We start from the raw sequence: 17,780 nt of genomic DNA, 5'->3' as shown, positions 1-17,780 counted from the left end.
CGAAGGCCCGGTCCTCCCCTCCGGAGGGACCGGGCCTTCGCGTGTTCTCAGGTGCTAGCGGTGGTGACGGGGCGTCAGTTGACGTTGACCCCGGACCAGGCGGCCGCCACCGCGTTGTACTCGGCGCTGCCGGTGCCGTACAGGTCCGCCGCCGCCTTGAGGGTGCCGGTGCGGGCGCCCGCGTAGTTGGTGGTGGAGGTCCAGTACACGGTCAGGGCGCGGTACCAGATGGCCGCGGCCTTGTCCCGGCCGATGCCGGTCAGGGTGGAGCCGTTGGAGGTCGGGCTGTTGTAGGTGACGCCGTTGACGGTCTTCGTGCCGCTGCCCTCGGCCAGCAGGTAGAAGAAGTGGTTGCCCGGGCCGGACGAGTAGTGCACGTCGATCGAGCCGATGCCGGAGTACCAGGCGTCGGCCGAGCCGCCGTCCTTGGAGGGCTTGTCCATGTAACGGAGCGGGGTGCCGTCACCGTTGATGTTGATCAGCTCGCCGACCAGGTAGTCGCCCTTGTCCGCGGCGAGGTTCGCCGAGAACTCGACCATGGTGCCGAAGATGTCCGAGGTGGCCTCGTTCAGACCGCCGGACTCGCCCGCGTAGTTCAGGCCCGCGGTGTTGGAGGTGACGCCGTGGGTCATCTCGTGGCCGGCCACGTCCAGCTCGGTGAGCGGGTGGGTGTTGGAGGCACCGTCGCCGTAGGTCATGCAGAAGCACTGGTCGGACCAGAACGCGTTGACGTAGTTGCGGCCGTAGTGGACGCGGCTGAAGGCGCCGACGCCGTCGTTGCGGATGCCGAGGCGGCCGAAGGAGTTCTTGTAGTAGTCCCAGGTGGCCGCGGCGCCGAACTGGGCGTCCACGGCGGCCGACTGGCTGCTGGAGACCAGGCCGGTGCCCCAGACGTTGTCCGAGTCGGTCAGCAGGGTGCCGTTGCCCGAGGTCTTGTTGTTGAGCGTGGTGGTGTACATGTTGCCCCGGCTCGGGTCCTTCAGTTGGTACGTCGAGCCGGTGTAGTTGGTGGTCAGCGGGACGGAGCCGACGAAGACGCCCTTGCCCGAGCCGGTGGCGGCGGCCGCCAGGTACTGCTCGTGGGTGGAGAGCACCTCGCCGGTGGCGGCGTCGGTGACCAGCTTCTGCGCGGACGGGATGCCGTTCTCGCGGATGCCCTCGACCACGGTCTCGTAGGCCAGGCGCGGGGTGCCGGAGGTGGCCCAGACGACCAGCTTGGCCGCGGAGGAGCCGGTGACCTCCTTGATCGGGGCCTCGTCCTTGTCCACCGTCACGCCGACGGTCGCCTGCACGGCGCCCTTGGCCTGCTTGGCGGCGTTGTCGGCCGGCAGGGCCGGGGTCAGGCTGGGCAGCGCGATCGCGGCCTCGGTGGCCTTGTCCACGGAGAGGACCTTGCCCTTGGCGCTCAGGTGGGCCACCAGGTCGCCACCGAGCACGGACAGGCCGCCGAGGGTGCGCTCGAAGCGCAGGTGCTTGGCGCCGTTGGCGTCCACCACGGCGTCCTTGGCGACCAGGGCCTCGTCCTTGCCCAGGCCGAGCGCCTTGGCCACGGCCGGGGCGTACGACTGCGCGAGCGACTTGAGGTCGGCGCGCTGGGTCACGGTGGTGCCCTTGCCGCTCGCCGTGACGGGGGCGGCCTGCGCGACGGCGCTGACCTGGATGGCGCTGGCGAGGATCACCGAGGCGGAGAGAGCGGCTCCGACAGTCAGCGTGCGCTTCATGTGCGGGTTCCTTCCGAAGTTCAACCGCGTGTGCGCGGTCGCACCTCGCTCCGGGGCGCCGGGGTTGGCGGCCTGTGGGGCGGAACGGGTGCTGACGTGCTGCTCCGTGCGGTCACGCGGCACGGCCGGAGTGGTGGGGCGGCCGTGCCGTACGGGGCTGGCGAGAAGCATGACTAATGCAGGTGCTGAAATGACAGGTCTCAGTCGAGAGTTGGCCAGCTCCCGCCAGTTCCACACGCTCCGTGATGGCCGGATCGACGCCCTGACAAGAGGGACATATCGGTCAAATCCGGGCGCCGGTACGGAGTTTCGACCCGAACGGAAGCTGAACGGCGGTCGAAATCCGGCAACTGTCCAGACCAATCCCCGTGTTGCGGACAGATTGCGGGTAATCGGGACTCTGGTACGTACCAGAAGTGCCAGTGGCGGGACTCCGCCACTCCCGCGCCTTGTCGCCTTGTCGGTGTACCTGCTAAAAGCCGGACGGCCGGCCCCCGGGAGGGGGCCGGCCGTCGAAGCACCGCTGAGCGGACGTCAGTTGACGCCCACCGCCGACCAGGCGGCGGCGACGGTCTTGTACTCGGTGCTGCTGGTGCCGCCGTACAGCGAGGAGGCCGCGTTCAGGGTCGCGGTGCGGGCGCCCTTGTAGTTGGTGGTGGAGGTCATGTAGGCGGTCAGCGCCTTGTACCAGATCGCGGCGGCCTTGGCGCGGCCGATGCCGACGATGGTGGAGCCGTTGGAGGTCGGGCTGTTGTAGCTGACGCCGTTGATGACCTTGGCGCCGCTGCCCTCGGCCAGCAGGAAGAAGAAGTGGTTGGCCACGCCCGAGGAGTAGTGGACGTCGATGTTGCCGATGCCCGCGTACCAGGTGTCCTTGGACTTGCCGTCCTGGGAGGGCTTGTCCATGTAGCGCAGCGGCTTGCCGTTGCCGAAGATGTTGATCTTCTCGCCGATCAGGTAGTCACCCGGGTCGACGGACAGGTTGGCGGACCACTCGACCATGGTGCCGAAGATGTCCGAGGTGGCCTCGTTCAGGCCGCCGGACTCGCCGGAGTACACCAGGCCGGCCGTGTTGGAGGTGACGCCGTGGGTCATCTCGTGGCCGGAGACGTCGATGGCGGTCAGCGGGTTGGTGTTGCCCGAGCCGTCGCCGTAGGTCATGCAGAAGCAGCTGTCGCTCCAGAACGCGTTGACGTACGCGTTGCCGTAGTGCACCCGGCTCAGCGCGCCGACGCCGTCGTTGCGGATGCCGAGGCGGTTGAAGGAGTTCTTGTAGTAGTCCCAGGTGGCCACGGCGCCGTACTGGGCGTCCACGGCGGCCGACTGGCTGCTGGAGACCGTGCCGGTGCCCCAGACGTTGTCGGAGTCGGTGAACAGGGTGCCGTTGCCGGAGGTGCCGCCGTTCAGGCCGGAGGTCCGGGTGTTGCCCCGGGTCGGGTCCTTCAACTCGTAGGTGGAGCCGGTGTAGTTGGTGGTCAGCGTGACCGAGCCGACGTGCACGCCCTTGCCCGAGCCGGTGGCGGCGCCCGCCATGTACTGCTCGTGGGTGGAGAGCACCTCGCCGCTGGCGGCGTCGGTGACCAGCAGCTGGGCGGACGGGATGCCGCCCTCGCGGACGCCCTCGACCACGGTCTCGTAGGCCAGCCGCGGGGTGCCGGAGACGGCCCAGACCACCAGCTTGGCCGCGGAGGTGCCGGTGATCTCCTTGAGCGGGGCCTCGTCCGCGTCGATGGTCTGGCCCACGGTGGCCTGCACGGCGCCCTTGGCCTGCTTGGCGGCGTTGTCGGCCGGGACGGCCGGGGTCAGGCTGGGCAGCGCGAGGGCGGCCTCGGTGGCCCGGTCCACGGAGAGGACCTTGCCCTTGGCGCTCAGGTGGGCCACCAGGTCGCCACCGTGCACGGCGAGGCCGCCGTAGGTCCGGTCGAAGCGCAGGTGCTTGGAGCCGTCGGCCTCCAGCACGGCGTCCTTGGCGACCAGGGCCTCGGAGGAGCCGAGGCCGAGCGCCCTGGCCACCACCGGGGCGTACGACTGGGCCAGCGCCTTGAGCTCGGCGCGCTGGAGGGTCGACCCCTTGCTGCTCACGGAGACCGGCGCGGCCTGGGCGACGGCGCTGACCTGGATGGCACTGGCGAGGATCGCGGTGGCGGAGAGAGCGGCGCCGACCGTCAGCATTCGCTTCACGTACGGGTTCCTTCCGTGGGGGCCGACCGCGGGTCGCGGTCGCGGGCGGCACCGGCCTTGAGGGTGGGGTGGCCGTGCCGTACGGGATGGCCAGAAGCATGACAATCCATCAGGTGAAATGACAGGTCTCCGCCCGGTATTGGCCGGGGCTCGCCAGTGCACCGGGGCCGCACGGTGGCCGGATCGCACCGCCGGACGGAACGGACATACCGGGGCGGAACCGCCGCGCTCCCGGTCAGAGCCGCGACGCGGCCCGCCGCCGGACCGCCAGAATCGGCAACTCCCGTTCACCCCACGGCAGTTGCGCACCGTGTTGACGGGCTGCACGCTCGGTGGCGGCCGGGGTCGCCGGCTGGCGGGACCCCGCCAGGCGTGACCCTTGTCCACGATCGTGGACACCCGCTACCCACGGGCGGACTCGCGGGTACGGTGGGGCGATGCCCAAGCCGCTAGCTCTCGACTTCGACCCGATCGCCCGTGCCGAGGCCCACTGGACCGAGCGTTGGGGCAGTGCGCCCGCGATGCCGGCGATCACCTCGGTGATGCGCGCCCACCAGATCCTGCTCGGGCGGGTGGACGCCGTGGTCAAGCCGTACGGGCTGACCTTCGCCCGCTACGAGGCGCTGGTGCTGCTCACCTTCAGCCGGACCGGCGAGCTCTCGCTCTCCAAGATCGGCGAGCGGCTGATGGTCCATCCGACCAGCGTCACCAACACCGTGGACCGGCTGGAGCGGGCCGGCCTGGTGGCCCGCCGCCCCAACCCGCTGGACGGCCGCGGCGTGCTCGCCTCGATCACCGACCGGGGCCGCGAGGTGGTCGAGCAGGCCACCCGTGAGCTGATGGCGATGGACTTCGGACTGGAGGGCTACAGCGAGGAGCAGTGCCGGAAGATCGTCGAGGTGCTGCTGCCGCTGCGGGTCGCCGCCGGGGACTTCCAGGGCTGAGCACCGGGGTCCGACCCCCGGGAGGGGGTGCCCGTGAGGACGGCTACCCTCGATGCCATGAAGCAGAGTGTGCTGACCCGCTACCGGGCCCTGGCCTACGTCACCGGCGTCCTCCTGATCCTGCTGACCCTCGGCATGGTCGGGAAGTACGCGCTGGACATCGACGGCGCGGCCTCCTTCACCTCGGTGGTCAGCATCGCGCACGGGTGGCTCTACGTGGTCTACCTGGTGTTCGCCTTCGACCTGGGCTCCAAGGCCAAGTGGCCGATGGGCAAGCTGGCCTGGGTGCTGCTGGCCGGGACCATCCCGACCGCCGCCTTCTTCGTCGAGCGCAAGGTCTCCCGCGAGATCGCCCCGCTGATCGTGGCCGAGGGCCCCGCGCAGGCCTGACGCACCGTCGGCCGCCCCGGCCCGCTCCGACCCGACACAGCCCGGCCCCGCTCATCGGCAGCCATCGACATTTACTAGGACGTCCGAGTAAATTGTCGGGACAAGCCGAAGCTGTGCCCTGCCCCACAAGGGCGGCGGCCGTGAGTTGAGTGGAGTCCGGACGTGGACGCCGAGGACATCGAGGCAGGCCGGCAGCGCTGGCAGCAGCGCTACGACAAGGCCCGGAAGCGGGACGCGGACTTCACCACGCTCAGCGGTGACCAGGTGGAGCCGGTCTACGGCCCGGCCCCCGGCCAGCCCGTGGAGGGCTTCGAGCGGATCGGCTGGCCGGGCGAGTACCCGTTCACCCGCGGCCTGCACGCCACCGGCTACCGGGGCCGCACCTGGACGATCCGTCAGTTCGCCGGCTTCGGGAACGCGCAGCAGACCAACGAGCGCTACCGGATGATCCTGGAGGCCGGCGGCGGCGGCCTCTCGGTCGCCTTCGACATGCCGACCCTGATGGGCTACGACTCCGACGACGCCAAGTCGCTCGGCGAGGTCGGCCACTGCGGCGTGGCGATCGACTCGGCCGCCGACATGGAGGTGCTGTTCGACGGCATCCCGCTCGGCGACGTCACCACCTCGATGACCATCAGCGGCCCGGCCGTGCCGGTCTTCTGCATGTACCTGGTGGCGGCCGAGCGCCAGGGCGTCGACCCCTCGGTGCTCAACGGCACGCTGCAGACCGACATCTTCAAGGAGTACATCGCCCAGAAGGAGTGGCTCTTCGCCCCCGAGCCGCACCTGCGCCTGATCGGCGACCTGATGGAGTACTGCGCGACCGGCATCCCGGCCTACAAGCCGCTCTCGGTCTCCGGCTACCACATCCGCGAGGCCGGGGCGACGGCCGCGCAGGAGCTCGCCTACACCCTGGCCGACGGTTTCGGCTACGTCGAGCTCGGCCTCTCCCGCGGCCTGGACGTGGACGTCTTCGCCCCCGGCCTCTCCTTCTTCTTCGACGCCCACCTGGACTTCTTCGAGGAGATCGCCAAGTTCCGTGCCGCGCGCCGGATCTGGGCCCGGTGGATGCGCGACCGCTACGGCGCGAAGACCGAGAAGGCGCAGTGGCTGCGCTTCCACACCCAGACCGCGGGTGTCTCGCTGACCGCCCAGCAGCCGTACAACAACGTGGTGCGCACCGCCGTCGAGGCGCTCTCCGCGGTGCTCGGCGGCACCCAGTCGCTGCACACCAACGCGCTGGACGAGACGCTGGCGCTGCCCAGCGAGCAGGCCGCCGAGATCGCGCTGCGCACCCAGCAGGTGCTGATGGAGGAGACCGGCGTCGCCAACGTGGCCGACCCGCTGGGCGGTTCCTGGTACGTCGAGGCGCTGACCGACCGGATCGAGGCGCAGGCCGAGGAGATCTTCCAGCGCATCCTCGACAAGGGGACGGCCGACCACCCGATCGGGCCGATCACCTCCGGCATCCTGCGCGGCATCGAGGACGGCTGGTTCACCGGCGAGATCGCCGAGGCCGCCTTCCAGTACCAGCAGTCGCTGGAGAAGGGCGACAAGCGCGTGGTCGGCGTCAACTGCCACCCGCGCAGCGTCACCCCCGAGCTGGAGATCCTCCGGGTCAGCCACGAGGTCGAGCGCGAGCAGGTCCGGGTGCTCGGCGCCCGCAAGGACGCCCGCGACGAGGCCGCGGTGCGGGCCGGTCTGGACGCCATGCTGGCGGCCGCCCGCTCCGGCGAGAACATGATCCCGCCGATGCTCGACGCCATCCGGGCCGAGGCCACCCTGGGCGAGATCTGCAACGCGCTGCGCGGCGAGTGGGGCATCTACCAGGAGACGGCCCGCTTCTGAGCAACCGTCAGACGGGCCCCCGGCGGTCGAGGCGTACCCGGAAGGGTGCCCCGCCGCCGGGGGCCCGTTCCGCGTCCCGGCCCGGCGGACGTGGCCACCCCGGGGCGCGGTCACCCTCAGCGGACGTGGTCGCACCGGGGGCGCGGGGAACTGCGCGAGGCGGAAGAGGCTGACCCGTGTGCCGGGTACGGACACTCGCGTGCACGTGGAACTCCGTACCCGGCACACGGGTCGTCGCCTTCCGCTTCGCGCAGTTCCCCGCGCCCCTGGGGCCTCCGGCCCCGGAGCTCGGCCCCGGCCTAGGGCAGCAGGCCCGGGAGGGGGTTGAGGAGGAGGGTGGTGAAGCGGTGGATCCAGGCCTGGGTGATGGGTTCGCCGCTGACGAGCATGCGGTGCTCGACGGTGCCGGCGATGGTGTCGAAGATGATGGCGATCTCCTCGCAGGCGGTGGCCTCGTCCAGGTCCGGGCCGAGTTCGCCGCGGCGCTGCGCGTTGAGCCGCCCCTGCTGGACGAGGTGCTTCTGCGGGTCGACGATCCGTTCGCGGATGCGCCGCCGCAGCAGCGGGTCGCGGGTGCCCTCGGCGAAGAGGGCGAGCAGGGCGGCCTGGGTCTCGGGGCGGGCGAGGAGTTCGGCGAAGCGGAAGACCACCGCTTCGATGTCGGCGCGCAGGCTGCCGAGGTCGGCGACCTCCAGGTCGTCGAAGAGGCTGGCGACGGCGTCGACCACCAGTTCGTTCTTTGAGGGCCAGCGCCGGTAGAGGGTGGTCTTGGCGACGCCGGCCCGGGCGGCCACGTGGCCCATGGTGAGCCCGCCCCAGCCGAGCTCGGCGAGGGTGGCCCGGGCCGCGTCGAGGATGGCGGTGTCGGCGGCGGCGCTGCGCGGCCGCCCCTTGCCGCGCGGGTGCGCGGAGGACGGGGCGGGGGCCGGGGCGGTGTCCGCGTCCGGTTCCGGGGCGGGCTGCCGGGTGGTGGGGGCCACCGAGCCTCCTACGATTTACCTGCAAGTAACTTGGCCTGCACACGGTAGCGACAGACTGGCGGCAGCGGCATCCGCGGGCCGGGGGAAAGTGGGGCAGCTCACGTCCCCACCGGCCCGGTGGGGCTTGCGGCACCGGCCCTCGGAACAGATACGCTACGACTCGTAGCGAATAGAGCGACAACCACGCGTCCGGCCCAGGGATCGGGCGGACGCGGGGCGCGGATGGGGATCCGCGCCGGCACTCCTTCGACTACGCCGGGAGGCGACTCCCGCCGACGCCGGGGGGAACGCCCGGCGGTGCCGGGTGACCGGCAGCTCCACCGGGGCTTTTCCCGGCGGTTGGCACACGTCGGGGGCGCGGACGGGGGAGGATGGTGCCATGCAGCCACGGAATTCGCGTCTCAACAGCTCCGCCCTGCGCGGTGCGGTCGATCTCGCCGCAGTGAAGGCGGCCGGTGAGGCCGCGCAGAAGGCCGAGCAGGCCAGGGCCGAGCGGGCCCGCCAAGCGGCGGCCGGGGGTGCGGACGACACCGCCTCCGCCGCCTACCCGCTGGTGATCGACGTCAGCGAGGACACCTTCGAGGCCGAGGTGGTGCAGCGCTCCGCCGAGGTGCCGGTGGTGGTGGACTTCTGGGCCGAGTGGTGCGGGCCGTGCAAGCAGCTCAGCCCGATCCTGGAGCGCCTGGCCGAGGAGTACGCCGGCCGGATCGTGCTCGCCAAGATCGACGTCGACGCCAACCAGCTGATCGCCCAGCAGTTCGGCATCCAGGGCATCCCGGCCGTGATGGCCGTGGTGGCCGGCCAGCTGGTGCCGCTCTTCCAGGGCGCCGAGAACGAGGCCAACGTCCGCAAGGTGCTGGACCAGCTGATCGCGGTCGCCGAGCAGCGCTTCGGCATCGTCGGCGGCGCGGTCTCCGCGGACGGCGCCCCCGTCCCGGTGGCCCGTCCGGAGGACCCGGCGCTGTCCGCCGCGCACGACGCGCTGGACCGGGGTGACCTGGGCGGTGCGATCCAGGCGTACAAGAACGTGCTGACCGACCAGCCGGGCAACACCGAGGCCAAGCTCGGTCTCGCGCAGGCCGAACTCCTGCACCGGGTCGAGAAGTTGGACCCGCAAGCGGTCCGCTCGGCGGCCGCCGCCGGCCCCAAGGACGTGCCGGCCCAGCTGGACGCGGCCGACCTGGACCTGGTCGGTGGGCACGTCGAGGACGCCTTCGGCCGCCTGGTGGACACCGTGGGCCGCACCTTCGGCGAGGACCGGGACACCGCCCGGCTCCGGCTGCTGGAGCTGTTCGAGGTGATCGGGGTCGAGGACGAACGGGTCGTCAAGGCGCGTGCCGCGCTGGCCCGGGTGCTCTTCTGAGCACGACCCTGGCACGGCGTGTGACCTGCGGTGCCGTGGGAGATTTGGCGACATTGCGCAGGAATCCACAGGCGTTTATCAAATCTTGACCACACCTCTCACTCGTCACCCCTGGTGACGGTGGGGGGTGTTTCGTCCGTGTTTCCACTGGACGGCGCACCAGCTCGGAGCTGCGACGGTCACCCTGGGTGATGGCGCCTTGGATTCCATGATCAACGGGTGCCGATGTTGGATTACCCGTCAGTAACGCACCTCTTGTACTTCGCCTGGGATTCAAGCACGATCGGCGACGCCCGGTCCTCTCTCCAGAGGTCCCCGCCGGGCCGCCGCCGGTCCCCACCGGTGGTCGGAGGGCAGGGGGGTATCCGCAGATCCCACGCGCGGTTCCTGTCCTTCTTCGGCTGCACGCCCCGTGCGGTCGTTGGTTGTCGCCGCTACCGAGGACGCAGCTCTCTCCCATCCCAGGTCGGCACCGGGCACGGGTGGCCCGGCGCTGCCAGGAGATGTGCGTCCCAGAAGGAGGACACGCATGTCCCAGACTCACGGCAAGACCCGCTGGAAGCGCTTCGCGCTCGTGATGGTCCCCAGCATCGCCGCCACCGCCGCCATCGGCGTGGGCATCGCCAACAGCGCCCTCGCGGCCTCGTTCGCCGTCTCCGGGCAGCGCTTCAAGGTGACCGTCGACGAGCTGAACGGTGAGAAGTTCGCCCAGTTCGGCTCCTTCGACGCCGAGGTCAACGGCAAGGTCCACCCGGTCGCCATCTCGGCGTTCGACACGGCCCGCCTGAAGAACATGTGCCAGTCGGTCGTCACCAGCCCGAAGCTCCTCGGTCTGCCGCTGCCGGACGTCACCATGCGTCTGGAGGCCGGCAACAGTGACGACGCGAGCCGTCAGGTCGAGGCCCAGAACCTGCTGATCGACCTGGACAGCCTGCGTGGTGACGCGGAGTTCGGGAACATCAACATCGGCCAGGACGCCTCCACCCTCGACGGCACCGCCACCAAGGACTGGAAGAGCGCGCTCGGCACCGGCAAGCCCAGCGGCCCGATCGGCTTCTCGCAGGCCGCCAAGACCGCCAAGCTCACCAACGTGAAGCAGACCGCCTACGCCACCTCGGCCGGCACCTTCAAGCTTCGCGGCCTGTCGCTCGACCTGTTCCTGGGCAGCAACGGCAAGGGCAAGGAGTGCTTCTACGAGGACCCGAAGCCGGGCTCCGTGCTGGACCCGAACGCGGCCCAGCAGTAAGTAGAACCGGTTCGGACCCAGCAGTACCACGGTCCCACCCGGCCGGGGGGGGGGGGGGCCCCCCCCCCCCCCCCCCCCCCCCCCCCCCCCCCCCCCCCACCCCCCCCCCCCCCCGGGGGGGGGGGGGCCCCCCCCCCCCCCCCGGNNNNGTCCACCACCGGCCAGCACACCACCGTGATACCCGTCCCGATCATCATCCAGCCCAAGCGCCCGGCGCCGGGGGGGGGGCGGCCCCCCGCGGCCCCCGGCCGCACCACTCCGCTCCACCCACCTCGTAGACAGCACCGAGGAGTTGCATCGTGTCCAGCGCAACTGCCCAGTCGTGGCCCGAGAACGGGAGCACCTTCACCCGGGTGCGGCTCGCCTTCCGCAACTGGCGCCGTACCAGGCCCTTCTGGGGAGGCCTGCTGGCCATGCTCGCCGGGGTGCCGATCCTGTACTTCCCGTACGCGCACCTCAACCTGAACGGCATGACGGTCCAGATGGCCACCACGGCCGGGGCGGGCTCGATGGTCATCGGCCTGCTGATGATCGCGCTCGGCCTCACCGGGTGGTTCCAGCCCGCGGTCCGCATCTTCGCCGGGGTCGCCACCACCATCCTGGCCCTGGTCTCGATCCCGATCGCCAACTTCGGCGGCTTCCTGATGGGCCTGGTGCTCGGCCTGGTGGGCGGCGGCCTGCTGGTCTCCTGGGCGCCGATCGAGGCCGAACCGCCGGTGATCGGGGCCGAGTTCGAGGGACAGCAGCCGGACGGGTACCAGGCCGCGCAGTTCCAGGCCGCCCCCGAGCAGGCCGAGCCGGCCGCACAGACCGAGGCGCTGCCCGAGCAGCGCGCCGCCGAGGCGCCGGCCCCGCAGGCCGCACAGCCCGAGCAGGGGGAGCAGCGGTGACCGACGCAGTCGAGCCGGGCCCGGCCCAGGTGCCCGGCCCCCGGCACGCCGCGCCGCGCCGCACCGGGCGGCTGCGCGGACGGGCGTTCGCGCTGGCCGCGGTGCCGACCGCGCTGCTGATGGGCGCGATCCCGACCCTGGCGCAGGCCGAGCCCAAGACCTCCTGCGGCGCGGCCACCGCGCCGGACACCATCCTGGAGGAGACCCCGGTCCCGAAGAGCGAGTTGACCCCGCTCCCCGGCCCGGGCCTGCCCAGCGCGGTGCCCTCCACCAAGCCCGCCACGAAGCCCTCCGGCGCGTCCTCCGCTCCGGCGCGCCCGTCGGCGCCGTCCGCCTCGCCGACCGCGGCGGGTCTGACCGGCGACGGACGGACCGTCAGCAACGCGGTGGCGCTGGGGAGCGACAGCACCGCGAAGGTCTCCCAGGCCGGGCTCATCGACGACCTGCTGGGTGTCTTCACCCCGCCGAAGTCCCCGACCCCGACCCCGGCGCCGACCCTGAAGGCGGCCCAGGCCACGCCGAGCCAGTCGGCGGGCACCGCCCCGAGCGCCCCCGGCAGCCCGGCGGCCGAGAGCCCGTCCGCGAAGCCGTCCGCCGCGCCGTCCGCCTCGGCCCCGGCCACCGCCTCCGCGTCGGCGAGCCCGTCCGCGAAGGCCACGGACAAGGCCAAGCCGAGCGCTTCGGCCAGTCCCTCGGCCGATCCCAACTGCGCGGTGGACACCAGCTCCGCGAAGGCCCTGGCGGCCGGCCCCGGCCACGTGGTGCCGGAGCAGAACTGGACCCTGCGCTCCACCCTGCTGGCCCTGCACGGCTCGGTCTTCAACGGCGTCTACGACGTCCGGACGCCGACCGGCACCAAGCGGGTGCTCAAGTTCACCACCGCCAGCGTGGACATCGAGAACCTCGACATGTCGACGATCGAGATACCGGGCTGGACCTTCCACGTGAAGGGCGGGCCGGGCACCACCTCGACGATGCGCCAGGGCCCGATCACCATGTACGTGGAGAGCCTGTCCGGCCACCTCACCGAGGTGATCGGCCTGCCGATCCCGATCGACCTGGGCGAGATCACCCTCACCCCGGACACCCTGCCGCGCTGGCTCTGGGACATGCTCAGCACCGTCCCGATCCCGCTGGACCTCAAGCTGAGGGACGCCAAGGCCGTGCAGGCCGGGCAGTTCGGCGGCACGCTGAAGATCCCCGGCATGCGGCTCTACAACGACCAGACGCCGTACTAGCGGAAACGAACGGGCCGTCACCTCCGAGGAGGTGACGGCCCGTTCGGCGTTCCCGCGGGGTCAGGCGCGGGTGCCCAGGTGGTGGACCTGGACCATGTTGGTGTTGCCGGGGATGCCGGGCGGGGAGCCGGCGGTGACGATGACGGTGTCGCCCTCGTTCAGCCGGCTCAGGGCGAGCAGCTCCTGGTCGACCTGGGCGACCATGGCGTCGGTGGTCTCGACCTGCTCGGTGACGTACGCCTCGACGCCCCAGCTCAGCGAGAGCTGGGCGCGGGTCGCGGCGTCCGGGGTGAAGGCGATCACCGGGATCGGCGAGCGGTAGCGCGACAGGCGGCGGGCGGTGTCACCGGACTTGGTGAACGCGACCAGCGCCTTGGCGTTGAGGAAGTCGCCCAGCTCGCAGGCGGCGCGGGCGATCGAGCCGCCCTGGGTGCGCGGCTTGCGGCCCGGGTTGAGCGGCTGGAGGCCCTGCGCGAGCAGCTCCTCCTCGGCCGTCTCGGCGATCCGGCTCATGGTCTTGACCGTCTCGACCGGGTACTTGCCGACGCTGGACTCGGCGGAGAGCATGATCGCGTCCGCGCCGTCCAGGATGGCGTTGGCGACGTCCGAGACCTCGGCGCGGGTGGGCCGCGAGGCGTGGATCATCGACTCCATCATCTGGGTGGCGACGATGACCGGCTTGGCGTTGCGGCGGGCCAGGGTGATCAGCTGCTTCTGGACCAGCGGCACCTTCTCCAGCGGGTACTCGACCGCCAGGTCGCCGCGGGCCACCATGATGGCGTCGAAGGCGAGGACGATCTCCTCCATCGCCTCGACCGCCTGCGGCTTCTCGATCTTGGCGATGACCGGCACACGAATGCCGACCTCGTCCATGACCTTGTGCACGTCGTCGATGTCGGCCGCGTTCCGCACGAAGGACAGCGCGACCATGTCGACCCCGAGCTCCAGGGCGAAGCGCAGGTCCTCCTTGTCCTTCTCGGACAGGGCCGGCACGTTGACCGCCGCGCCGGGGAGGTTGATCCCCTTGTTGTTCGAGAGCACGCCGCCCTCGACCACCACCGTCTTCACCCGCGGGCCGTCGACGCTGACGACCTCCAGGGCGATGACGCCGTCGTTGATCAGGACCGGGTCGCCGGGCTTCACGTCGCCGGGCAGGCCCTTGTAGGTGGTGCCGCAGATGTGCTGGTCGCCCGGCACGTCCTCGGTGGTGATGGTGAACTCGTCACCGTTGTCGACCGTGACCGGGCCGTTGGCGAAGGTCGCCAGCCGGATCTTCGGGCCCTGGAGGTCGGCCAGCACACCGATGGTGCGGCCGGTGTCCTGGGACACCTGGCGGACCTTGCGGTACCGCTCCTCGTGCTCGGCGTGGGAGCCGTGGCTCATGTTCAGTCGGGCGACGTTCATGCCCGCTTCGACGATGGCCTTCAGCTGTTCGTAGGAGTCCGTGGCCGGACCCAGGGTGCAGACAATTTTCGCTCGGCGCATATCGGTCAGTCTATCCGTTCGTGTTATCGGTGCATTCGGCCCGAAAGCTGAGGAATCGTCAACGAACTGTCCCGAGGGGTGGGACGCTGATGGTTCGTCAGGTTTGGTGTACCAGAGCGAAGGACTGCCTGGCGATTTCCAGCTCCTCGTCGGTCGGCACCACCGCCACCGTGACCCGCGAGTACTCGGGCGAGATCACCCGGGCCTCGCCGGAGCGGACCGCGTTCAGCTCCGGGTCCACCGCGATGCCGAGCTCCTCCAGGCCGGCGCAGGCGGCCGCCCGGACGGGCGCGGCGTTCTCGCCCACCCCGGCGGTGAAGGCCACCGCGTCCACCCGGCCGAGCACGGCGTAGTAGCCGCCCAGGTACTTGCGCAGCCGGTGCACGTACGCGTCGAAGGCCAGCTTCGCCTCGGCGTCGCCCTCGTCCGCGCGGCGCATCACCTCGCGCATGTCGTTGTCCCCGCACAGGCCGAGCAGGCCGGAGCGGCGGTTCAGCAGCTCGTCGATCTGGTCGATGCTCAGGCCGCCCACCCGGTGCAGGTGGAAGACCACGCCCGGGTCGATGTCACCCGAACGAGTGCCCATCACCAGGCCCTCCAGCGGGGTCAGGCCCATCGAGGTGTCCACGCAGACCCCGCCGGAGACGGCCGAGACCGAGCCGCCGTTGCCCAGGTGCAGCACGATCACGTTGACCTCGGCCGGGTCCTTGCCGAGCAGCCGGGCGGTGGCCCGGGAGACGTACTGGTGCGAGGTGCCGTGGAAGCCGTAGCGGCGCACCCGGTGCTCGTCCGCGGTCCGCCGGTCGATCGCGTAGCGGGCCGCGTACTCCGGCATGGTGGCGTGGAAGGCGGTGTCGAAGACCGCGACCTGCGGGAGGTCGGGGCGCAGCGCCCGGGCCACCTCGACGCCGGTGATGTTGGCGGGGTTGTGCAGCGGGGCGACCGGGATCAGCCGGCGGATCTCGGCCAGCACCTCCTCGGTGACCAGGGTCGGCTCGGTGAACCGCAGCCCGCCGTGCACCACCCGGTGGCCGATCGCGGCCAGCTCGGGGGAGTCCAGGCCGAGGCCGTCGGCGGTGAGCTCCTCGGCAACGGCCTTGAGCGCGGCGGCGTGGTCGGCGAACAGCGCCGAGACCTCGCGCTTCTCCCGGCCGTGCGGGGCGTGCACCAGCCGGCCGCCGCTCTCGCCGATCCGCTCGACCAGGCCGGAGGCGAGCCGGGAGCCGTCCACCATGTCGATCAGCTGGTACTTGACCGAGGAGGACCCGGCGTTGAGGACGAGTACCCGGGTGGCTCCGGTCACGAGGCGGCTCCTTGGCTCTGCGCCGGTCCCTGGCCCTGGGCCTGGATGGCGGTGATGGCGACGGTGTTCACGATGTCCTGGACCAGCGCCCCCCGGGACAGGTCGTTGACCGGCTTGCGCAGGCCCTGGAGGACCGGGCCGACGGCCACGGCCCCGGCCGAGCGCTGCACGGCCTTGTAGGTGTTGTTGCCGGTGTTGAGGTCGGGGAAGACCAGCACGGTGGCCCGGCCGGCCACCTCCGAGCCGGGCAGCTTGGTGGCGGCCACGTTGGAGTCCACCGCCGCGTCGTACTGGATCGGGCCCTCGACCAGGATGTCCGGGCGCAGCTCGCGGACCAGCTCGGTGGCCTTGCGGACCTTGTCCACGTCCACGCCGGAGCCGGAGGTGCCGGTGGAGTAGGAGAGCATCGCGACCCGGGGCTCCACCCCGAACTGGGCGGCGGTCTCGGCCGACTGGATCGCGATGTCGGCCAGCTGCTGGGCGTCCGGGTCGGGGTTGACCGCGCAGTCGCCGTAGACCAGCACCTTGTCGGCCAGGCACATGAAGAAGACCGAGGAGACGATCGCGGCGCCGGGCGAGGTCTTGATCACCTCGAAGGCCGGGCGGATGGTGGCGGCGGTGGAGTGCACCGCGCCGGAGACCATGCCGTCGGCGATGCCCTCCTGGACCATCAGGGTGCCGAAGTAGGAGACGTCGGTGACCACGTCCAGGGCCAGCTCGACGGTCATCCCCTTGTGCGCGCGCAGCTTGGCGTAGAGCTCGGCGAACTGCTGGCGCAGCGGGCTGGTGGCCGGGTCGACGATCCGCAGCCGGGCGCCGTCGCCCCGGTCCAGGTCCTCGGCGGGGACGGCGATGCCCAGCGCGGCGGCCTTGCGGCGCACCTCGTCCGGCGGGCCGAGCAGGGTGAGGTCGCAGATGTTGCGGCGCAACAGCACCTCGGCGGCGCGCAGCACCCGCTCCTCGGTGCCCTCGGGGAGCACCACGTGCCGGCGGTCGCCGCGGGCCCGCTCCAGCAGCTCGTGCTCGAACATCATCGGGGTGACCCGATCGGACTTGCCGAGCTCGATCCGCTTGGTCAACTCGGCGGTGTCCACGTGGAGTTCGAAGAGCCCGAGGGCGATCTCGGCCTTCCGCGGGCTGGCCGGGCCGATCCGGCCCTCCAGGTGGGTGAGGGCGGCGGCGGTCAGCCAGCTGCCCTCGGGGACCACGGCGACGGGGGTGCCGGGGGCCAGCCGGCCGGCCAGCGCCATCACGTTCGGGCCGGGGTGCTGACCGAGCGTCAGCAGCACGCCGGCGATCGGCGGGGCGCCGGCCGCGTGGGCGGCCAGCGAGCCGATCACCAGGTCGGCCCGGTCCCCGGGGGTGACCACCAGGGCCCCGTCGGTCAGCGCGTTCAGGAAGGTCGGCAGCATGGCGCCGCCGAAGACGAAGCCCCGCACGTCCCGGGCCAGCCCGGCCGCGTCGCCGAGCAGCACCTCGGCGCCGGTCGCCTCGACCAGCTGGGCCACCGTGGGGGCCGCGAGGGCGGGCTCCTCCGGGAGCACGTAGGACGGCACGGGGAGCTTCTCGGCCAGCACCCGCTGGATCTGCTGCTTGGCGCCGGGGGCGACCCGGTTGGCGATCATCGCCAGCACCGAGCAGCCCAGGTCGCGGTAGGCCCGGTGGGCGTTGCGCACCTCGGCGACGACGGCGGTCGGGTCCTCGTCGTGGCCGCCGACCACCGGGAGCACCCAGGCGCCGAACTCGTTGGCGAGGCGGGCGTTGAAGGCCAGCTCGTCCGGGATGTTGGTGTCCGCGAAGTCGGTGCCCAGCACCAGGACGGCCTGGCAGCGGCGCTCCAGTGCGTGGAACCGCCCCACCAGGGTGGAGACCAGCTCGTCCTGCCCCTGGGCGGCCTGCAGTGCGGCGGCCTCCTCGTAGGTCAGGCCGTAGAGCTCGTTGGTCGGCAGGTCCAGCCGGTACCGGTCGCGCAGCAGCTCCACCACGTGGTCCGCGCCGGACTCGCCCGGCGCGCTCGCGTGGACCAGCGGACGGAAGACCCCGACCCGGTCCACCTGACGGGTGAGCAGTTCCATGACCCCGAGCTCGACCGCCTGCCGGCCGTCCCCCCGGTCGATCCCGGTCACGTACACGCTGCGCGCCACCTGGTGGCTCCTGTTCAGGTCGGCTGGGGTCCGGTCATATTGACCAT

13 protein-coding genes are annotated in these 17,780 nt (G+C 71.6%); 7 read left to right on the top strand and 6 right to left on the bottom strand.

All coding sequences use genetic code 11. The features are described 5' to 3' along the window. Nucleotides 1-74: 74 nt before the first annotated feature. Together ACIA8O_RS29280 and ACIA8O_RS29275 are read right to left on the bottom strand one after the other, a co-directional pair. A complete protein-coding gene (locus ACIA8O_RS29280) occupies nucleotides 75-1,721 on the bottom strand; it encodes a M4 family metallopeptidase (RefSeq protein WP_396296982.1) in 1,647 nt (548 codons plus the stop codon). 534 nt (nucleotides 1,722-2,255) lie between these two features. Continuing rightward, nucleotides 2,256-3,893 carry a M4 family metallopeptidase gene (locus ACIA8O_RS29275; protein ID WP_396297187.1) on the bottom strand — a complete coding sequence of 546 codons (1,638 nt, stop codon included), beginning with the start codon at nucleotides 3,891-3,893 and terminating at the stop codon, nucleotides 2,256-2,258. A 446-nt stretch (nucleotides 3,894-4,339) separates the two neighbouring features. On the opposite strand from ACIA8O_RS29275, the gene ACIA8O_RS29270 reads away from it, so the two are divergent. The 3 genes from ACIA8O_RS29270 (at nucleotide 4,340) to ACIA8O_RS29260 (ending at nucleotide 7,084) form a co-directional block, all read left to right on the top strand. Continuing rightward, nucleotides 4,340-4,846 carry a MarR family transcriptional regulator gene (locus tag ACIA8O_RS29270; RefSeq protein ID WP_396296981.1) on the top strand — a complete coding sequence of 169 codons (507 nt, stop codon included), beginning with the start codon at nucleotides 4,340-4,342 and terminating at the stop codon, nucleotides 4,844-4,846. Between the two features lie 57 nt (nucleotides 4,847-4,903). Further along, complete coding sequence (locus ACIA8O_RS29265; RefSeq protein ID WP_396296980.1) at nucleotides 4,904-5,236, top strand: DUF3817 domain-containing protein; 333 nt, start codon at nucleotides 4,904-4,906, stop codon at nucleotides 5,234-5,236. 162 nt (nucleotides 5,237-5,398) lie between these two features. Continuing rightward, nucleotides 5,399-7,084 carry a methylmalonyl-CoA mutase family protein gene (locus tag ACIA8O_RS29260; RefSeq protein ID WP_345290150.1) on the top strand — a complete coding sequence of 562 codons (1,686 nt, stop codon included), beginning with the start codon at nucleotides 5,399-5,401 and terminating at the stop codon, nucleotides 7,082-7,084. A 299-nt stretch (nucleotides 7,085-7,383) separates the two neighbouring features. Here ACIA8O_RS29260 and ACIA8O_RS29255 read toward each other — a convergent pair whose 3' ends face one another. Next, nucleotides 7,384-8,064: a TetR/AcrR family transcriptional regulator gene (locus ACIA8O_RS29255; RefSeq protein WP_396296979.1), complete on the bottom strand. Its 681-nt coding sequence runs from the start codon at nucleotides 8,062-8,064 to the stop codon at nucleotides 7,384-7,386. 379 nt (nucleotides 8,065-8,443) lie between these two features. Here ACIA8O_RS29255 and trxA point away from each other — a divergent pair, with 379 nt between their 5' ends. The 4 genes from trxA (at nucleotide 8,444) to ACIA8O_RS29235 (ending at nucleotide 12,801) form a co-directional block, all read left to right on the top strand. After that, nucleotides 8,444-9,427, top strand: coding sequence for a thioredoxin (gene trxA, locus ACIA8O_RS29250; RefSeq protein WP_396296978.1), 984 nt, complete (start codon nucleotides 8,444-8,446; stop codon nucleotides 9,425-9,427). A 529-nt stretch (nucleotides 9,428-9,956) separates the two neighbouring features. Further along, complete coding sequence (locus ACIA8O_RS29245; RefSeq protein ID WP_396296977.1) at nucleotides 9,957-10,673, top strand: DUF6230 family protein; 717 nt, start codon at nucleotides 9,957-9,959, stop codon at nucleotides 10,671-10,673. Nucleotides 10,674-10,972: 299 nt separating this feature from the next. After that, a complete protein-coding gene (locus ACIA8O_RS29240; protein WP_396296976.1) occupies nucleotides 10,973-11,563 on the top strand; it encodes a DUF6114 domain-containing protein in 591 nt (196 codons plus the stop codon). Then, complete coding sequence (locus tag ACIA8O_RS29235; protein WP_396296975.1) at nucleotides 11,560-12,801, top strand: hypothetical protein; 1,242 nt, start codon at nucleotides 11,560-11,562, stop codon at nucleotides 12,799-12,801. The genes ACIA8O_RS29240 and ACIA8O_RS29235 overlap by 4 nt, the downstream gene beginning before the upstream one ends. Before the next feature lie 60 nt (nucleotides 12,802-12,861). On the opposite strand, the gene pyk is transcribed toward ACIA8O_RS29235, so the two are convergent. The 3 genes from pyk to pta form a co-directional block, all read right to left on the bottom strand. Continuing rightward, complete coding sequence (gene pyk, locus ACIA8O_RS29230; RefSeq protein ID WP_396296974.1) at nucleotides 12,862-14,286, bottom strand: pyruvate kinase; 1,425 nt, start codon at nucleotides 14,284-14,286, stop codon at nucleotides 12,862-12,864. Between the two features lie 97 nt (nucleotides 14,287-14,383). Beyond that, a complete protein-coding gene (locus tag ACIA8O_RS29225) occupies nucleotides 14,384-15,589 on the bottom strand; it encodes an acetate kinase (protein ID WP_396296973.1) in 1,206 nt (401 codons plus the stop codon). Then, nucleotides 15,586-17,733 carry a phosphate acetyltransferase gene (pta, locus tag ACIA8O_RS29220; RefSeq protein ID WP_396296972.1) on the bottom strand — a complete coding sequence of 716 codons (2,148 nt, stop codon included), beginning with the start codon at nucleotides 17,731-17,733 and terminating at the stop codon, nucleotides 15,586-15,588. The genes ACIA8O_RS29225 and pta overlap by 4 nt, the downstream gene beginning before the upstream one ends. Between the last annotated feature and the right edge of the window lie 47 nt (nucleotides 17,734-17,780).

The organism is Kitasatospora sp. NPDC051853, assembly GCF_044452665.1.
Lineage (GTDB): Bacteria > Actinomycetota > Actinomycetes > Streptomycetales > Streptomycetaceae > Kitasatospora.
This window is presented reverse-complemented; position numbering and strand designations above follow the sequence as displayed.

What these genes read in the sequence shown, in the direction of transcription:
- ACIA8O_RS29280 (WP_396296982.1), bottom strand. Translation starts at nt 1,721, where the DNA reads ATGAAGCGCACGCTGACTGTCGGAGCCGCTCTCTCCGCCTCGGTGATC.
- ACIA8O_RS29275 (WP_396297187.1), bottom strand. Translation starts at nt 3,893, where the DNA reads ATGCTGACGGTCGGCGCCGCTCTCTCCGCCACCGCGATCCTCGCCAGT.
- ACIA8O_RS29270 (WP_396296981.1), top strand. Translation starts at nt 4,340, where the DNA reads ATGCCCAAGCCGCTAGCTCTCGACTTCGACCCGATCGCCCGTGCCGAG.
- ACIA8O_RS29265 (WP_396296980.1), top strand. Translation starts at nt 4,904, where the DNA reads ATGAAGCAGAGTGTGCTGACCCGCTACCGGGCCCTGGCCTACGTCACC.
- trxA (WP_396296978.1), top strand. Translation starts at nt 8,444, where the DNA reads ATGCAGCCACGGAATTCGCGTCTCAACAGCTCCGCCCTGCGCGGTGCG.
- ACIA8O_RS29245 (WP_396296977.1), top strand. Translation starts at nt 9,957, where the DNA reads ATGTCCCAGACTCACGGCAAGACCCGCTGGAAGCGCTTCGCGCTCGTG.
- pyk (WP_396296974.1), bottom strand. Translation starts at nt 14,286, where the DNA reads ATGCGCCGAGCGAAAATTGTCTGCACCCTGGGTCCGGCCACGGACTCC.